Origin of the sequence: Desulfofundulus thermobenzoicus (assembly GCF_009428905.1) — a bacterium.
Lineage (GTDB): Bacteria > Bacillota > Desulfotomaculia > Desulfotomaculales > Desulfovirgulaceae > Desulfofundulus_A > Desulfofundulus_A thermobenzoicus.
In genome coordinates, this window is sequence record NZ_WHYR01000004.1 from 79,515 (window position 1) to 96,844 (window position 17,330).

Consider the following 17,330-nt stretch of genomic DNA (forward strand, 5'->3'; position numbering starts at 1 on the left):
ATAATCCATCAGCCGGGTTGGTTCCGGCACCTGCCGGGAGAGTGCTGTTTAACCCGGCAACTGATGCCTGACCATTATTTTCAAGGAGGTAAAGGACATTGGCTGGTAAAGAGATTATTTTCCGGGAAGACGCCCGCCGGGCTCTGGAAAGGGGCGTAAACGCCCTGGCCGATGCGGTGCGGGTTACCCTGGGCCCCAAGGGCCGTAACGTTGTTCTGGAGAAGAAGTTCGGTTCGCCCATGATCACCAACGATGGTGTGACCATCGCCCGGGAAATTGAGCTCACCGATCCCCTGGAGAATATGGGTGCCCAGCTGGTCAAGGAAGTGGCCACCAAGACCAACGACGTGGCCGGCGACGGCACCACCACCGCCACTGTGCTGGCCCAGGCCATTGTACGGGAAGGCTTGAAAAACGTGGCCGCCGGTGCCAACCCCATGATCATCAAGCGGGGTATTGAAAAAGCGGTGGAAAAAGCGGTGGAGGCCATGAAGTCCGCCGCCAAGCCGGTGGAAAGCAAGACGGCCATCAGCCAGGTGGCGTCCATCTCCGCCAACGATCCTTCCATTGGTGAACTGATTGCCGAAGCCATGGAAAAGGTGGGCAAGGACGGGGTCATCACCGTGGAGGAATCCAAGGGTATCGGCACCACTTTGGAAGTGGTGGAAGGGATGAATTTCGACCGGGGTTACATATCCCCGTACATGATCACCGACACCGACAAGATGGAAGCCAACTTGAGCGATCCCTACATTCTGATTACCGACCGCAAGATCAGCGCGGTGACCGACCTGCTGCCCATTTTGGAGCGCATTGTCCAGTCCGGCAAGCCGCTTCTGATCATTGCCGAGGATGTGGAAGGGGAAGCTCTGGCCACCCTGGTACTGAACAAGCTGCGGGGCACCCTTTCCTGCTGCGCCGTGAAAGCCCCCGGCTTTGGCGACCGGCGCAAGGCCATGCTGGAGGATATTGCCATCCTCACCGGCGGTACGGTCATCAGTGAAGAACTGGGCCTGAAACTGGACAAGGCCACCATGGATATGCTGGGCCGGGCTTCCAAGGTGCGGGTGAAGAAGGAAGAAACCATCATTGTGGGCGGCGCCGGATCCCAGGATAAGATCAACGCCCGCATTGCTTCCATTAAGAAGCAAATCGAAGAAACCACTTCCGACTTCGACCGGGAGAAGCTGCAGGAGCGTCTGGCCAAGCTGGCCGGCGGCGTGGCCGTCATTCAGGTGGGTGCGGCCACCGAGACGGAAATGAAGGAGAAGAAGCTGCGCATCGAAGACGCCCTGAACGCCACCCGGGCGGCCGTGGAGGAAGGCATTGTCTCCGGCGGCGGTGTGGCCTACGTGGAAGCCATCAAGGGGTTGGATGGCATTGAAACCACCACCCTGGATGAGAAGACCGGTGTGGACATCGTGCGCCGGGCTCTGGAAGAGCCCCTGCGGCAGATTGCCAACAACGCCGGCATGGAAGGTTCCGTGGTGGTGGAAAAAGTCAAGTCCCTGCCCGACGGCGTGGGCTTCAACGCCCTCACCGGCGAGTATGTGAACATGATCGAAGCCGGTATTGTGGACCCGGCCAAGGTCACCCGTTCCGCCCTGCAGAACGCCGCTTCCATTGCGGCCATGATCCTGACCACCGAAACCCTGGTGGCTGAAAAGCCGGAAAAGGAAAAAGATATGCCCGGCATGGGCGGCGGCATGCCTCCCATGTAAATCAGACGGGCCCGTAAAAGGACTTAAAGGGAAGTCCCCGTGCCAGATGCCTGCATGGGGACTTTTTGTCATCGGGCATAAATTTTGCAAGAAAATTTTTCGCCAGCCTCTTGTAAAACCGACCAGCTTATGTTAATATAATCGTAATAATTCCTAACAACATAATTCTGGCATAATCATTCTGGCAAATGAATGGAGGGTTGAATAATGGGTAAGGCAGTGGGTATTGACCTGGGGACCACCAATTCGGTGGTGGCTGTACTGGAAGGCGGCAAGCCCACGGTGATTATCAATGCGGAAGGCTCCAGAACCACCCCTTCGGTGGTAGCCTTCAAAGATGACGGGGAGCGCCTGGTGGGGCAGGTGGCCAAGCGCCAGGCGGTGTTGAATTCCGAGAACACCCTTTATTCGGTAAAGCGTTTTATCGGCCGCCGTTATTCCGAGGTGACCGAAGAGTCCAAACTGGTGCCCTATAAAGTGGAACCCGGACCCAATGATGCGGTCCGCTTCCGGGCAAGGGGCAGGACTTACGCCCCGGAAGAAATTTCAGCCATGGTATTAAAGAAACTGGTGGACGACGCGTCCAAATACATTGGTGAAAAGGTCACTGATGCGGTGATTACCGTACCGGCCTACTTCAACGACGCCCAGCGGCAGGCCACCAAGGATGCCGGCAAGATTGCCGGGCTGAATGTGCTGCGGATCATCAACGAGCCCACGGCGGCGGCCCTGGCCTACGGGCTGGAAAAGAAGACCAACGAAACCATCCTGGTCTTTGACCTGGGCGGCGGTACCTTTGACGTTTCCATCCTGGAAGTGGGCGACGGGGTCTTTGAGGTAAAGGCCACCAGCGGGGATACCCACCTGGGTGGGGACGATTTCGACAAGGCCGTTGTGGACTGGCTGGCGGAGGAATTCAAAAAGGATTACGGCATCGACCTGCGCCAGGACAAACAGGCGTTGCAGCGGCTGACGGAAGCGGCGGAAAAGGCCAAGATCGAACTTTCCAGCACCCTGGAGACCACCATCAGCCTGCCCTTTATCACCGCCGATGCCACCGGTCCCAAGCACCTGGAGATGAAGCTCACCCGGGCCAAGTTTGACGACCTCACCCACCACCTGGTGGAGCGCTGCCGGGGGCCGGTGCAGCGGGCCCTGGCCGATGCCAAACTGACGGAGAAGGATATCGATGAAGTGATCCTGGTGGGCGGTTCCACCCGCATTCCGGCGGTGCAGCAGCTGGTGCGGCAGATGACCGGCGGCAAGGATCCCCACCAGGGGGTCAACCCCGACGAAGTGGTGGCCGTGGGAGCGGCCATCCAGGCGGGCGTCCTGGCCGGGGAAATCAAAGACGTGGTGCTGCTGGATGTGACGCCCCTGTCCCTGGGGGTGGAAACCCTGGGCGGCGTGATGACCAGAATTATCGAGCGCAACACCACCATTCCCGTGCGCCGGAGCCAGGTTTTCACCACCGCCGAGGACAACCAGCCGGCCGTGGACATCCACGTGCTGCAGGGCGAGCGGGAAATGGCCCGGGACAACCGCTCCCTGGGCCAGTTCAAGCTGGAGGGCATTGCCCCGGCTCCCCGGGGTGTGCCCCAGATTGAGGTGACCTTTGACATCGACGCCAACGGCATCCTGAAAGTGAGCGCCCGGGACAAAGCCACGGGCAGGGAGCAGACGGTGACCATAACCGGTTCTTCCAACCTGGACAAGAGCGAGATCGACCGGATGGTCCGGGAGGCCCAGATGTATGCCGAGGAGGACAGGCGCCGCAAGCAGGAGGTGGAGGTGCGCAACGAAGCCGACAGCCTGGCCTACCAGGTGGACCGCCAGCTGAGGGAAGTGGGCGACCGGGTGCCGGTGCACATCAAAGCCCGGGCGGAACAGCTGGTGACCGACCTGAAGGCGGCCTTGAAGGAAAACGCACCCATCGAGCGCATCCGCTCCCTCTCCGGCGACCTGCAGCAGGCCGCCCAGGCCCTCCTGCAGGCGGCCCGGTCCACCGGACCGGCCGGCGCCGGTTCCCGGGGCGCCGCTTCTGCCGGCTCCGGTGGAGCAGGCTCGCAGGGCGACGATGTGGTGGACGCCGAGTATGAGGAGAAGTAAACCACCATGGTAGTGAGCCAGACAATGTCGTAACTAACGTCATCACCCAAGCAGAGTCTGACTCTGTTATTGTTGGTTTGAGTGTCCGGTTTGGCGTAGGGTAACGTCCCCTCCCCGGTGGAGGGGACGTTACTGGAAAGGAGCGAATGCCCATGACGGGGCAGGAACAGGTATTAAACGGCATGCCGGAAAAGGAACTGGCTGAACTGCGCCGGGAACTGGCGGAAGAAAAAAACCGCCATCTGCGCACCCTGGCCGACTTTGACAACTACCGGCGGCGGGTGGAGCGGGAAGTCCGGGAAAAGAGCCTGGAGGGGAAAAAGGCCCTTATACTGGACCTGCTGCCGGTGCTGGACAATCTGGAGCGGGCCATCGGCCAGCTTCCCGATGAGGGGGTGGCCAGGGGTTTGGCCATGGTTTACCGGCAGATGCTGGACCTTCTGGGCCGCCACGGCCTGGAGGTGCTGGAAAGTGAAGGCCGGCCCTTCAACCCGGAGGAACACGAAGGGGTGGGTTTTATACCCGACGGCCATTACCCGCCGGGACATGTGGCCCGGGAAGTCTCCCGGGGCTACCGTTTTAGCGGGGAAATCTTGCGTCCGGCCCGGGTGCTGGTAGCCCGGCAGCCTCAGGCAGGTGAAACATATGGGGGTACAATTTCAGGATTACTATGAAATTCTGGGGGTAAGCCGGCAGGCCACCGAAAAGGAAATTAAGGCCGCCTACCGGAAGCTGGCCAGGAAATATCACCCGGACCTGCACACGGGTAAAGATAAAAAGGAAGCTGAGGAAAAGTTCAAGCTGATCAACGAGGCCTACGAGGTTTTAAGTGACCCGGAAAAAAGGGCCAAATACGACCGTCTGGGGGCTAACTGGCGGGCCGGGGATAACTTCGAACCGCCCCCGGACATGGGTGACTTTTTTGTTTACACCAGCGGCGGGGAAGGGACCCCCAAAAGCGGCTTCAGCGACTTTTTTGACATTCTCTTCGGGGGCGCCCCCTTTGGCCGGGTAGCCAGAACCGGTTTCCGCACCGGCCCGCTGCGGGGGGAGGACGTGGAGGCCCGGCTGGAGCTGACACTGGAAGAGGCCTACCGGGGCGGGGAAAAGACCATCCAGATTTCCCAGCGCGAAATCTGTCCGGAATGCGGCGGCAGCGGCAGCCGGGGAAGGGGCTTTTGCCCCGCCTGCGCCGGCACCGGTGTCCGGGAAGGGGAAAAGACCCTGGCCGTCAAGATCCCCCCCGGGGTGCACGAGGGCAGCCGCATCCGCCTGAAGGGGCAGGGCGGCGAAGGGCTGGCCGGGGGCGAGAGGGGAGATCTGTACTTAAAGGTGCATATCCTTCCCCATCCGGTATATACCGTACAGGGAAGCGACCTGGAAACCAGTGTCATCCTGCTGCCCCATCAGGCCGTGCTGGGGGATAAGGTGACCGTGCCCACCCTGGACGGGGCGGTGCTCATGCGGGTACCCGCCGGCACCAGGTCCGGTTCCCGCCTGCGCCTGAAGGGCAAGGGCCTGCCCGGGAAAAATGGTGTCCGGGGGGACCTGTACGTACGGGTGGTCATCGACATCCCCGCAGCGCCTACGGAGGAAGAAAAGGATCTTTACCGGCGTCTGGCCGCCCTGCGTACCGGGGGGGTGCAAAGATGATGAAAAAGTACAGCCTTTCAATTTACTGTCATACCCTGAATCTGGAAGGGGAGCCGGCCGGGATACCGGTGGGCAGCCTGGGCCTGCACCCGGAGATGCTGGAAAGGCTGGTGGCCCTGGGCATCCTGGAAGTGCGCCGGGGTATGGTTACCCCGGACCAGGTGCGCCGGCTGCAGAAAATCTTTCGCCTCCGGGGCACCCTGGGGGTCAATCTCACCGGCGCGGCCGTCATCGTGGATTTGCTGGAGCGTATGGAAAAACTGGAGGATGAGCTGGAGCGGCTGCGCAGAACCTTTTTATGACGAACCACCGGCGGGTTGTTGCGGCCGGTGGTGTGTCAGTGTGTCAGGGGACAGTTCCTTGTCACGCTTTGGGACAACCATTGGGGACGATCCCCGTGGTTAGGATAACCAGGGGGGCGAGGCAACCAGGCTAGCCGTGGGGACGATCTCTTTGTCTCAGGTAGATGTGTCAAAGAACCGTCCCCTGTCACAGATGCACACTGTCACACAAGAACCGTCCCCTGTCACACTAGCCTTATTTCGGAGGTGATATTTTCATGGATATCAACCGTTATACACAAAAGTCCCGGGAGGCCCTGGCGGCGGCACAGCAGCTGGCCGCGCAGCGCCGTCATCAGGAAGTGAGCGGCAAACACCTGCTGGCAGCCCTGCTGGCCCAGGAGGGGGGTATGGCCCCCCGCTTCCTGGAGAGCGCCGGGGTGAATATACCTTCCCTGGAACGCAGGGTGGAGGAGCTTTTACGGCGGATTCCCGTGGTCACCGGCTATGAAGGGAGCCTGCGGCTGTCCAACGCCCTGGCCCGGGTGCTGGGCCGGGCGGAGGAAGAGGCCCGGGAGATGAAGGACGACTACATCAGTGTGGAGCACCTGCTGCTGGCCCTCCTTTCCGAAGGGGAAAGGGAACTGGTGGAGGTGTTCACCCAGGCCGGACTGACCCGGGAGGGATTGCTGGCGGCCTTGAGGGCCGTGCGGGGCAACCAGCGGGTGACCGGGGAAAACCCGGAGGAAACCTACGAAGCCCTGGAGCGCTACGGCCGGGATCTCACCCGCCTGGCCCGGGAGGGCAAGCTGGACCCGGTCATCGGCCGGGACGACGAAATCCGCCGGGTGATCGAGATCCTTTCCCGGCGCACCAAGAACAACCCGGTGCTCATCGGCGAGCCCGGGGTGGGTAAAACGGCCATTGTGGAAGGCCTGGCCCGGCGCATCGTGGCCCAGGACGTGCCCGAAGGCTTGAAAGACAAGCGCATCGTGGGCCTGGACATGGGGGCGCTGATCGCCGGGGCCAAGTACCGGGGCGAGTTTGAGGAGCGTTTAAAGGCCGTGCTCAAGGAAGTGCAGCAGTCCGAGGGAAGGATCATCCTTTTCATCGACGAACTGCACACCGTGGTGGGGGCCGGCGCCGCCGAAGGGGCGGTGGACGCGGGCAACCTGTTAAAACCCATGCTGGCCCGGGGGGAGCTGCGGACCATCGGCGCCACCACCCTGGACGAGTACCGCAAACACGTGGAAAAGGACGCCGCCCTGGAAAGGCGTTTCCAGCCCGTAATCGTCAACCCGCCTTCGGTGGAAGATACCATTTCCATCCTGCGGGGCTTAAAGGAGCGCTACGAAGTGCATCACGGGGTGCGCATTAAGGACGCGGCCCTGGTGGCGGCAGCCACCCTGTCGGACCGCTACATTTCCGACCGCTTTTTGCCGGACAAGGCTATCGACCTGATGGACGAGGCGGCGGCCCGGCTGCGCACGGAAATCGACAGTATGCCGGCGGCCCTGGATGAGATCACCCGCCGGATCATGCAGCTGGAAATTGAAGAGGCGGCTTTAAAGAAGGAGAGCGACCCGGCGTCGGCCGAACGCCTGGAGAAAATCAGAAAGCAGCTGGCCGACCTGCGCTCCGAGGCCGATGCCATGAAGGCCCAGTGGCAGGTGGAAAAGCAGGCCATCGGCCGGGTGCGCCAGATCAAGAAGGAAATCGAGGAAACCCGCCAGCAGATGGAAGAGGCCGAACGGGCCTATGATTTAAACCGCCTGGCGGAGTTGAAATACGGCCGGCTGAACGAACTGGAGCGCCGCCTGAAGGCCGAGGAGGAACTGCTGGCGGGCAAGCAGAAACACGGCATGCTGCTGAAGGAAGAGGTGGACGAGGAAGACATTGCCCGGGTGGTCAGCCGCTGGACGGGCATCCCGGTGAGCAAGTTGATGGAAGGGGAAAGGGAAAAGCTCATCCACCTGGACGAGGAGCTGCACAGGCGGGTCATCGGCCAGGACGAGGCGGTGCGGGCGGTGGCCGATGCGGTGGTCCGCGCCAGGGCGGGAATCAAGGACCCCAACCGGCCCATCGGCAGCTTCATCTTCCTGGGGCCCACCGGCGTGGGCAAGACGGAGCTGGCCCGGGCCCTGGCGGAAGCCCTCTTTGACGACGAGCGGAACATGATTCGCCTGGATATGTCCGAATACATGGAAAAGCACACTGTGGCCCGGCTCATCGGCGCGCCCCCGGGATATGTGGGCTACGAGGAAGGGGGCCAGCTCACCGAGGCGGTGCGCCGGAAGCCCTATTCGGTGATCCTGCTGGATGAAATTGAAAAGGCGCACCACGACGTGTTCAACGTGCTGCTGCAATTGTTGGACGACGGCCGGCTCACCGACGGCCACGGCCGCACGGTGAACTTCCGCAACACGGTGGTGATCATGACCTCCAACATCGGCAGCCAGGAAATCCTGGAGCACCAGGAAAGGGGCGGGGACTTCGCCGCCATGAAGGAGAAGGTGCTGGGTATATTGCGCCGGCACTTCCGGCCCGAGTTTCTTAACCGGGTGGATGAAATCGTGGTCTTCCACGCCCTGAACCAGTTGCACATGCGCCAGATCGCCTCTTTGATGCTGCAAAGGCTGGCCGACCGTATCCAGGGCGGCACCGGCAACAAACTGGAGTGGGACGACGGAGCCCTGAACTACCTGGCCAACAAGGGCTACGAGCCCGCCTACGGTGCCCGGCCCTTGAAGCGCCTGATCCAGCAGGAAGTGGAAACACCCTTGAGCCGCCTGATGGTCAAAGGCGAGGTGCTGCCGGGGGACACCATCTTCCTTACGGGCGATGACCGCGGTTTGCGCCTGGAGCGAAAGGCGGCGGAGAAGCAAATCTAAAATGCCACGGGGAGCCGTGGTTCTGGGCAGTGTACCTATCAAGGGCTGCATGATGTCAAGGTGCCGGTGACAGTGGTTAAATAATAGTGGTTAAAGAAAAACTTCCTCCAGGCTTGAACCGCGGAGGAAGTTTTTTCATAAAGTAAGACCTGCAGCCATAAACCTATGCTGCGGAGAATCCCTGTTGCCGCCACCATTCTTCTTTCAGATGATCATAAATTCTCTGTAAAATTTCCAGGTGGCTGTTTTCCCAGTCCGCCAGCTGACGGCAGAGGGCTTTGACTTCTTCCCGCCGGCTGTTCTCCGCAGCCTGGCGGTAAAAGTCTATGGACGCCTTTTCCATCAGTATGCAAATATGAAATAGGGAAACCTCCAGCGAACTTGATTCCGGTTTTGCCTTGCCCGGTTCAAAAATGTGCGGGGAAGGGGTTTCTTCTATCAACACTTCCCCCACAGGCTGGTTATGGGCAATTTTCCGGTAGAGACCGGTGAGACGGTCCTTATGCATTTCTTCCTCATCGGCCAGAAAGGTAAAAGCCTCTTTTGTCTCAGGGTCTTTTACCAGCTGGGCAGCCAGGATATAAAACTGCAGGGCTTCCATTTCATTGACTATAGCTGTTTTTAGAATATCCAGTTCGCTGTCGGGCATATTTTCACTCCTCTTCAGGTTTTACCATTATTCTATCACCTTCACATTTACCGGACAAGTCAATTGTTATAGATAAGTGCGGATTCTGTAATATGGGCTACCTATTTATTGCCCAAATTTTTCGGTAGATTTGCCAGTAATAACAAATATTAATATCTGGTGTGATGAGGGTATTTTTAACATGTTAAAACCAACTTAATAATATTAAAATTAATATTAATATTAATATTGAAAGGACTTGCGGATTTGACGAAGGTAATTGAACGTAGTATGATAATGATTATTACTAGTTTTTTATCATATTCTTTGTATATGTTCTGGCTCCTGAATTCTCTGGCAACTGCCCGGGTTTACCGGTTGTTTTGCCTCGCAAACAATATAAAACCGCCTGATCCAAAAGCAGGTGGCCGGGAAAAGGGGATTCCCTCAGGCACACCCTTTGAAAAACTCCTTAAAGGATGGGTTTGTCCCCCTTGCGGGGCAGGAAAAGACATATTCGCCAAAGGAGGTTTGTTTTGATGAAGTTACGGTTTCTGGCTTTAGCCTGCAGCCCAAGGAAAAACGGTAATACGGCCGTTCTGGCCGGACAGGCCCTGGCGGCGGCCGAATCGGCAGGGTGCAGCACTGAGCTTTTGCACCTTGCCGATTACCGGTACGCCCCGTGCCGGGCCTGTGACGGCTGCTTTCCCACCGGCAGGTGCGTGCTGCAGGACGACGCCGGCCTGATTTATGAAAAAATCCTGGCAGCCGACCGTTTAATCCTGGCCGCACCGGTTTTTTTCATGGGGATTTGTGCCCAGGCCAAGATGCTCATCGACCGTGCCCAGCAGTTTTGGGCTGCCAAATACATTTTAAAAAAAGAGGTGATTCCCGGTATAAAAAACCGACCGGCGCGCCGGGGCATCTTTATCAGTTGCGGCGGCACCACCATGCCCGGGGTTTTTGACGGATCCGTTCAGGTGGTGAAGGCTTTTTTTAAAATGCTGGAAATTGAACTTTCGGCCACCCTGTGTTACGCCGGGGTGGATAAAGCCGGGGACATTTTACAAAAAGCAGGCGCCCTGGAAGAGGTTGCGGAAACTGCCCGCAAGCTGTGCATCCCCTGATTTAGATGATAGTGGCACGGCATATTTGTCAGGTTCATTGAGAATACGATTTGGTGATAAAATATGCTTATTTTCTTAAGCCTGAAAAATTTTTTCATTACCAGGAAGGAAAAACAATTTTTACGTAGTAATAATAAATATCATTAAGAAGAAAGGAGGATATGTCCTATGACCTGGAAGTGTGCCAACTGCGGCTATACCCTTTTTGAAAAACAACCTCCCGACAAATGCCCTTCCTGTGGCGAGGCCTGTGAGTTTGTAGATGTTTCCTGCTACATTCCCGAATGCGGCGGCCCCGATTCCGGCGGGATCGACGGGCGCCTTTACAAAAAGGAAAAAGAATAAAGGAGGCAATCCTGATGACTGAACTGAACCAGGTTTACAAGTGCAATGTTTGTGGTAACATGGTGGAAGTAATTCACACCGGGGTGGGTGAACTGGTCTGCTGCGGCCAGCCCATGCAGCTGATGAAGGTGAATACCGTGGATGCCAGCAGGGAAAAGCACGTTCCGGTAATCGAAAAGACGGACGGTGGTTTCCTGGTCAAGGTGGGCAGTGTGCCCCATCCCATGGAAGAGAAGCACTATATCGAGTGGATTGAAGTAATTGCCGACGGGGTGGTATATCGCCAGTTCTTGAAGCCCGGCGAAAAACCCGAGGCGGAATTCTGCATCAAAGCCCAAAAAGTAACCGCCAGGGAACACTGCAACCTGCACGGGGTCTGGCAGGCATAGGGGATGCCTGGTCATGGGCAAAAAAATGGGTTTGTTCCCTTTGAGTCCATGTGTATGAACCTGAGAAGGAAAACCCGTCCGGAAAAGCAATGGGCGCCGCCTCCTGTAGCTTTGTGGATGAAAACGGCGAACGGACCGATCGGGTCGCCTGCACGCATTGCGGGGCACCAGGGGAAGCACTGTGCGAAGAAACGGAAGAAAACTAACTGCCTGTCAAGGAATACAGGGGCAAGACATTATCTCTTGCCCCTGTACATTGTGAACAAACTACCATCGGCGGCCGGGGGACCAGGGATCTGGATGAATATCAACTGGCCTGCCCTGGTGCCGGTCGGTGGATTGGACAACTCCATACGGGCAAAGGATGGTCCGCTGGTACGCCAGCCTCTCCCGGCCATAGAAAGGCGGCAGGAAGTGGTGGACAGTTTTTGCTAAGCTGCACTAAAAAAGCAGGCCGGCAAGGCCTGCTTTAAGTGCAACGGGTTCATACCTGTGCACCAGTCTATTCGATGGTCACCTGAATTTGTTTGGGCTTGTCCCCGCCGGCTTTAGGCAGAACAATTTCCAGGATGCCGTCCTTGAAAGTGGCTTTTGTTTTTTCCTTTTCTACGGGCGTGGGCAGGGGGATGGTCCGGGTGAAGGAGCCGTAGAAGCGTTCCGACCGGAAATAATCCTTTTCCTTGATCTCCTCGTCCCGTTTGATCTCCCCTTTGAGGGATACATGGTCCTCCGTAACCAGGATATCGATGTCTTCCTTTTTCACCCCCGGCAATTCGGCCTTGATTACCAGCCTGTCCTCCCGGTCGATAACATCCACCGCCGGTTTCCAGGAAGCGGCCACACCGGGCAACTGCAGCTGTCTGAGCCTGCTGCTGAAGGCACGGTCCAGGGCATCCTGCAATTCCTGCAATTCACGCCACGGGTTCCAGGGGATCAGCGACATTTTTTCATCCTCCTTTGGTTTTTGTTTGTGGCTAAGAGGTCCGGACCTTTTTGGTCAACCTGATTAAAAATTAAAACAGAGACGGGATGCTGTCAATAATTATTACTGATTATATTAACCATTAAAAGGTAAAAGGGGATAAATATATCAATATTTCTCCCTTTTACATGCCGGTGCGGCTGATTTTGTGTATATATCCATCGCTTTACATCAGTACTCAAGTTAACTTTACCAGCCGGCCAAAAGGATAAAAAGATTGTTTCTGCCGGCGGGAAGGAAAGGGCAAGATAATTTATATGTCTTCAGTTCGAAACCGGGTTGCCCGGTTGGGTTTGAAAAGGGTAAAATAAAAAAGCGGTACCCGGACATAAGGAAAATGGCTTAAAATTCCTCCGGTGTTTAGCCGGTTGCAACGGGTCTTAAACTATATTTTTGAAAGGGATGACCTCCGTGCCTGTTTTTGACAGCGTGCTGGATTTGATCGGGTCCACACCCATGATCCGGTTGAACAAGCTGGCCGCCGGGCTTCCCGCCACCGTGGTGGCCAAGGTGGAATTTTTTAACCCCGGGGGCAGTGTAAAGGACCGCATTGCCTGGAATATGATCCGCGCCGCCGAGGAAAAGGGCTTGATTAACAAAGATACTTTGATCATTGAACCCACCAGTGGTAATACAGGCGTCGGCCTGGCCATGGTCTGTGCCGTGCGGGGTTACCGGCTGGTGCTGACCATGCCCGAAACCATGAGCATGGAAAGGCGTATGCTTTTGCAGGCTTTCGGGGCCGAAATTGTGCTGACGCCGGGTGATGAGGGGATGGGCGGGGCGGTGCGCAAAGCCCGGGAACTGGTGGAATCCTACTCCAACGCCTTTATGCCCCAGCAATTTGAAAACCCGGCCAACCCGGCCGTCCACCGGATGACCACGGCGGAAGAAATCTGGCGGGATACCGGCGGAGAGGTGGATTTCTTTGTGGCCGGCGTGGGTACCGGGGGGACCGTCACCGGTGTGGCCTCGGTTTTAAAGGGAAAAAGACCTTCCGTCAGGGTGGTGGCGGTGGAACCGGCCGCTTCGCCCGTTCTCTCCGGCGGGCAACCCGGACCGCATAAAATACAGGGCATCGGGGCGGGGTTCGTGCCGGATGTGCTGGATGTCTCCCTGCTGGATGAAATAATTACCGTTACCGATGGGCAGGCCATGGATACGGCCCGCCGCCTGGCCCGGGAGGAGGGACTGCTGGTGGGCATCTCCGCGGGGGCGGCCGCCTGGGCGGCCCTGCAGGTGGCCGGCCGGCCGGAAAACCGGGGCAAGACTGTGGTGGTGCTGCTGCCGGACACCGGGGAGCGCTACCTGTCCACGGGTATTTTTTAGTCCTGACATGCCCGGGGAATCAGGCGAAATTCCCGGGGGAATTTTGTCCTGACATACTTAAGAAAATCGGGGAAACACAAATGTTTTATGGACACTGGAGAATTCCGGCAGAAGGAGATCGGGCCGGCGAGGGAGAATTGTTTCATGGCTGGGCGGCATTGCCAGTAACCTTTCCCCCTGCCTCCGAAAGGTAATATGTATGAAAGGAGAATGGGTGTGGAACAGGACAGGTTCCAGGAGCTGGTATTGCAACAATTGCAATCCCTCGCGGAAGGCCAGAAAAATATCCAGAAGGATGTTACAACTCTCAAAGGGGATGTTCAAAGCATACGGGACAGCCAGGCGCGTATCGAGGAGGGTGTCAGCCTGTGAACAAGCGGCCTCCAGGCCGGGTCCTGTCCACTGCCAGCTATTATCGCCCCGCTTCCGAAAACGTTTCTGTCAGCAAATAAATATCACAAATTCCTGGAGATGACAGTATGGACATATTATCCGCCATCGGAAATACACCACTTGTACAATTAAAAATTTCCAACGGCAACCCTGCGGTAAAAATTTACGCCAAATTCGAGGGGAGCAACCCGGGTGGATCTATCAAGGACCGCCCGGCCTACTACATGATTAAAAAAGCGGAAGAAGCAGGAGAGCTGACCCGGGATAAGATCATCCTGGAGCCCACGTCGGGGAATACGGGCATTGCCATAGCCATGATCGGGGCGGCCAGGGGATACCGGGTTACCCTGGTGATGCCGGCCTGCGTCAGTATGGAGAGGAGCCGCATCCTGCAGGCCTTCGGCGCCGAGGTGATCCTCACCCCGGCGGAAGAAGGCACCGATGGTTCTATCCGGAAGGCGCACCAGATTATCGGCGAAAACCCGGACAGATATTATATGCCCAACCAGTTCCAGAACGAAAATAATACCCTGGCCCATTACGAAACCACGGGGCCGGAGATCTGGGCCCAAACCAGGGGTGAAGTGGACGTTTTTGTGGCCGGTATGGGCACCACCGGTACATTGATGGGTACGGGAAAATACCTGAAGGAGAAAAATCCGGGGGTGAAAATTGTAGGGGTTGAGCCGGTGAAGGGTCATGCCATCCAGGGACTGAAAAACATGGAAGAGGCCATTGTTCCGGCCATTTACCGCCCGGAAATGCTGGACGAAAAGATTACCGTAGAAGATGACGAAGCCTTTGAAATGGCCAGAATGCTGGCCACCCGGGAGGGCCTTTTTGTCGGTATGTCCAGCGGCGCGGCGGTGGCCGGGGCACTGAAAATAGCCCGAATGATGGATGCGGGAAACATTGTGACCATCCTGCCCGACCGGGGCGACCGCTATTTAAGCACCACCCTGTTCCGGTCCATTTGTGCCAGGTGTTCCCCATAACTGACGACCGACGACTTTTCCGAAGAAAGGGGAATGTCTGATTACGTTGATAATCGGACGAGGGTTTTATGACGGCAATTCGTAAGGTTACCATTGACGGCCCGGCTATCAATGGTTCAACACCGGCCGGGTTGGATATGGAGCGAGCCCCGATCAACCCCTACCTGGCCATCCTGGTGGGTGTGGTGGGGGCCGCCTTTTCTTCCATCTTTACCAGGCTGGCCGCGGCCCCGCCCATGGTCATCGCCTTTTACCGCCTGGGCTTTACCGTGCTCATGATCGCCCCCTTTGCCCTTTCCGGCGGGCGCAGGGAACTGCGGGCCATGGGGCGGCGGGACGTGGTCCTGGCCTGCCTGTCGGGCATTTTGCTGGCCCTGCATTTTACTTCCTGGATCAGTTCCCTGAATTATACCTCCATTGCCAGCTCCACCGTGCTGGTGACCATGCAGCCCTTGTTTGTGGTTGTTGGCGGCTACCTGATTTTTAAAGAAAAAATTGCCCGGATCGGACTTTTGGGGGCGGCCATGGCCCTGACCGGCAGTATAATCGTTGGTATAGGAGATTTCCAGGTGGGCGGGCAGGCCCTGTGGGGGGACATCCTGGCCTTTGCCGGGGCTGTTTTCATTGCCGGGTACGTGCTCATCGGCCGCGGTTTGCGTAATCATCTGTCCCTGGTGCCATACATTTTCCTGGTCTACGGCGCCAGCGCCCTGACCCTGCTCCTGGGGTGCCTGTGCACGGCCACCCCCCTGTATCCATACCCGCCCCTGAGCTGGCTGTGGTTTTTCCTGCTGGCCCTGGTGCCCACCATCTTCGGGCACACCCTTTTCAACTGGGCGCTGCGCTATGTAAAAGCGGCCGTGGTTTCGGTGAGCATCCTGGGTGAACCGGTGGGGGCCACCGTCCTGGCATATTTCATTTTTCACCAGATACCGTCGCCCATGCAGTTAATTGGCGGCGCCGTTATCATCACGGGTCTGGCTATTTTCATCCGGGCGGCGGTGAAGTAACACGGGGGTTTTAATGCCGGCGTAAATGTGCATGGCCTTTCCATAGCATAAGATACCTTGCGGAATGAAGCCTCCGGGTTTGTCGAACCGTAATAATTGGGTTTTTATGCTATATTGGTGGTGTCAGCAGCTACCGCAATATCGGGACAATCTTGAACATTGCCGGTGCCGGTTATCTAGCCGCCCTCTTCCGGTCCGGCCGGCTCCGGTTCCTTCCGAATTGGAGCCGCTTATCGGAAATGGTTCTTTTTATATGTCATGTTGGGCAACCTCTTATATCAGGAGTATATCCACCCCATGCCAGGTGCTTACAGCCTGGCCAATCTGTTCATGATATTCTGGTGGTGATGTTGTGGAACAATTTCATCTATTATCCACGGCTGAAGGCTGGATCGGCACCCTCTGGAGCCGGCAGGGCCTGCTGGCCCTGTCCTTCCCCCGGCCCACCAGGGAAGAGGCCCGGGTGGCCGTTAAGGAAGTGCTGCCTGCAGCCGGGCGACGGTTCCGGAAAAACCCCGGCATAGTCCCCCGGCCCGGGGAAGGATGTTGTCCATCCCAAAGTGATCAGGTTTCAGAATCAGGTGCAGAATACGGATCAGAGGGGACAACTGACGGGCATCCGGAAGGTACGGAGACAAGTCACCGGCTAATAATTGAAAGAAGTGTTGCCCTGCTGGCCGGTGGGCTGGAGCGGTACTTTCAGGGCCGGCCGGTGTCTTTTTTGAATATTGCCGTTGACCTTTCCCCCTATCCGTTATTTTTCGCCCGGGTACTGGAATTTGTCCGGCACATAGGTTACGGCCAGCTGTGGTCCTACGGGCAGGTGGCTGCCGCCGTGGGTCGCCCCGGGGCGGCCCGGGCCGTGGGTAACGCCCTGGCGGCGAATCTGGTGCCGCTGGTTATTCCCTGTCACCGGGTAATCGCCCGGGACGGTTCTCTGGGGGGTTTTGGGGGCGGCCTGCCTTTAAAAAGGCGTTTGCTGGAGCTGGAGGGCTGCCGGCCCGATCCGGCCGGGCGCTATTCGTTGAAAGGGGAGTGAAAGGGGTGTCCACCGGGCGGGTAACACGGCTGAGGGCATGAATGGCAGGCCCGGCACTGCATAGATTATTGAGGGATATCAGGCTCTGAAACCCTTATCGGGCAAAACACATGCCCGATTTCCCGGCAGACAAAACCTGCAGCTATTATGGGTGCGTCAGCACTGGCCGGGTGGGGTACCGATTGACAGGAGCGAATCTATGCGGTAATATATTTAGTGCACCGGTTGTTCGGTGTCCTGTCGCCCGCACGGGCCGGGTCTTTCATGTGAAACAACAGAATAATGCTGGTGTGGCTCAGGGGTAGAGCAGCGCACTCGTAATGCGCAGGTCGTCGGTTCGAATCCGACCACCAGCTCCAGAAAAAGCCAGGTGCCGCAAGGAATTGCGGCCCTTCGTTTTTAATTATAACGTATAGCGGGTGCAAAATATTGCGTAGT

General features: G+C 57.5%; 18 protein-coding genes and 1 tRNA gene. 17 read left to right on the forward strand and 2 right to left on the reverse strand.

What is annotated here, in order from left to right:
• Positions 1-98 precede the first annotated feature (98 nt).
• The 6 genes from groL (at position 99) to clpB (ending at position 8,655) form a co-directional block, all read left to right on the forward strand.
• Complete coding sequence (gene groL, locus GFC01_RS02565; protein ID WP_152945075.1) at positions 99-1,721, forward strand: chaperonin GroEL; 1,623 nt, start codon at positions 99-101, stop codon at positions 1,719-1,721.
• A 207-nt stretch (positions 1,722-1,928) separates the two neighbouring features.
• A complete protein-coding gene (gene dnaK / locus GFC01_RS02570) occupies positions 1,929-3,830 on the forward strand; it encodes a molecular chaperone DnaK (RefSeq protein WP_152945076.1) in 1,902 nt (633 codons plus the stop codon).
• Between the two features lie 152 nt (positions 3,831-3,982).
• Positions 3,983-4,504, forward strand: a complete 522-nt coding sequence (locus tag GFC01_RS02575) for a nucleotide exchange factor GrpE (protein ID WP_194174765.1) — start codon at positions 3,983-3,985, stop codon at positions 4,502-4,504.
• Positions 4,476-5,483, forward strand: coding sequence for a DnaJ C-terminal domain-containing protein (locus GFC01_RS02580; protein WP_152945078.1), 1,008 nt, complete (start codon positions 4,476-4,478; stop codon positions 5,481-5,483). The genes GFC01_RS02575 and GFC01_RS02580 overlap by 29 nt, the downstream gene beginning before the upstream one ends.
• Entirely contained in the window at positions 5,480-5,785 is a 306-nt protein-coding gene (locus tag GFC01_RS02585; protein WP_243137165.1) for a chaperone modulator CbpM, read from the forward strand. The genes GFC01_RS02580 and GFC01_RS02585 overlap by 4 nt, the downstream gene beginning before the upstream one ends.
• Before the next feature lie 257 nt (positions 5,786-6,042).
• A complete protein-coding gene (clpB, locus tag GFC01_RS02590) occupies positions 6,043-8,655 on the forward strand; it encodes an ATP-dependent chaperone ClpB (protein ID WP_152945079.1) in 2,613 nt (870 codons plus the stop codon).
• Between the two features lie 163 nt (positions 8,656-8,818).
• Here the strand turns inward: clpB and GFC01_RS02595 are convergent, their stop codons facing one another.
• On the reverse strand, positions 8,819-9,304 hold the full coding sequence (locus tag GFC01_RS02595; RefSeq protein WP_152945080.1) for a ferritin-like domain-containing protein: 486 nt from the start codon (positions 9,302-9,304) through the stop codon (positions 8,819-8,821).
• A 312-nt stretch (positions 9,305-9,616) separates the two neighbouring features.
• Between GFC01_RS02595 and GFC01_RS02600 the strand changes: the two genes are divergently transcribed.
• From GFC01_RS02600 to GFC01_RS19660, 5 genes are all read left to right on the forward strand, one after another.
• The gene (locus tag GFC01_RS02600) at positions 9,617-9,823 is read left to right on the forward strand and encodes a rubredoxin (protein WP_152945107.1); all 207 of its coding nucleotides are present in this window, start codon (positions 9,617-9,619) and stop codon (positions 9,821-9,823) included.
• Positions 9,823-10,410 (forward strand): flavodoxin family protein, encoded by a 588-nt coding sequence (locus GFC01_RS02605; protein WP_152945081.1) that lies wholly within the window; start codon positions 9,823-9,825, stop codon positions 10,408-10,410. Before GFC01_RS02600 ends, GFC01_RS02605 begins: the two co-directional genes overlap by 1 nt.
• Positions 10,411-10,578: 168 nt before the next feature.
• Complete coding sequence (locus GFC01_RS18695) at positions 10,579-10,755, forward strand: rubredoxin-like domain-containing protein (protein ID WP_194174766.1); 177 nt, start codon at positions 10,579-10,581, stop codon at positions 10,753-10,755.
• A gap of 14 nt (positions 10,756-10,769) precedes the next feature.
• A complete protein-coding gene (locus GFC01_RS02610) occupies positions 10,770-11,144 on the forward strand; it encodes a desulfoferrodoxin (RefSeq protein WP_152945082.1) in 375 nt (124 codons plus the stop codon).
• Between the two features lie 300 nt (positions 11,145-11,444).
• Entirely contained in the window at positions 11,445-11,579 is a 135-nt protein-coding gene (locus tag GFC01_RS19660; protein ID WP_279233421.1) for a hypothetical protein, read from the forward strand.
• Positions 11,580-11,646: 67 nt separating this feature from the next.
• On the opposite strand, the gene GFC01_RS02615 is transcribed toward GFC01_RS19660, so the two are convergent.
• Complete coding sequence (locus GFC01_RS02615) at positions 11,647-12,087, reverse strand: Hsp20/alpha crystallin family protein (protein WP_152945083.1); 441 nt, start codon at positions 12,085-12,087, stop codon at positions 11,647-11,649.
• 441 nt (positions 12,088-12,528) lie between these two features.
• Here GFC01_RS02615 and cysK (GFC01_RS02620) point away from each other — a divergent pair, with 441 nt between their 5' ends.
• From cysK (GFC01_RS02620) to GFC01_RS02645, 6 genes are all read left to right on the forward strand, one after another.
• Positions 12,529-13,455 (forward strand): cysteine synthase A, encoded by a 927-nt coding sequence (gene cysK / locus GFC01_RS02620; RefSeq protein WP_152945108.1) that lies wholly within the window; start codon positions 12,529-12,531, stop codon positions 13,453-13,455.
• Between the two features lie 216 nt (positions 13,456-13,671).
• The gene (locus tag GFC01_RS02625) at positions 13,672-13,827 is read left to right on the forward strand and encodes a hypothetical protein (protein WP_152945084.1); all 156 of its coding nucleotides are present in this window, start codon (positions 13,672-13,674) and stop codon (positions 13,825-13,827) included.
• Positions 13,828-13,934: 107 nt separating this feature from the next.
• A complete protein-coding gene (gene cysK, locus GFC01_RS02630) occupies positions 13,935-14,843 on the forward strand; it encodes a cysteine synthase A (protein WP_152945085.1) in 909 nt (302 codons plus the stop codon).
• A 137-nt stretch (positions 14,844-14,980) separates the two neighbouring features.
• Positions 14,981-15,853: a DMT family transporter gene (locus tag GFC01_RS02635; protein ID WP_152945109.1), complete on the forward strand. Its 873-nt coding sequence runs from the start codon at positions 14,981-14,983 to the stop codon at positions 15,851-15,853.
• Between the two features lie 352 nt (positions 15,854-16,205).
• The gene (locus tag GFC01_RS19920; protein ID WP_207707572.1) at positions 16,206-16,892 is read left to right on the forward strand and encodes a methylated-DNA--[protein]-cysteine S-methyltransferase; all 687 of its coding nucleotides are present in this window, start codon (positions 16,206-16,208) and stop codon (positions 16,890-16,892) included.
• 284 nt (positions 16,893-17,176) lie between these two features.
• A tRNA-Thr gene (locus GFC01_RS02645) sits at positions 17,177-17,251 on the forward strand.
• Positions 17,252-17,330 lie beyond the last annotated feature (79 nt).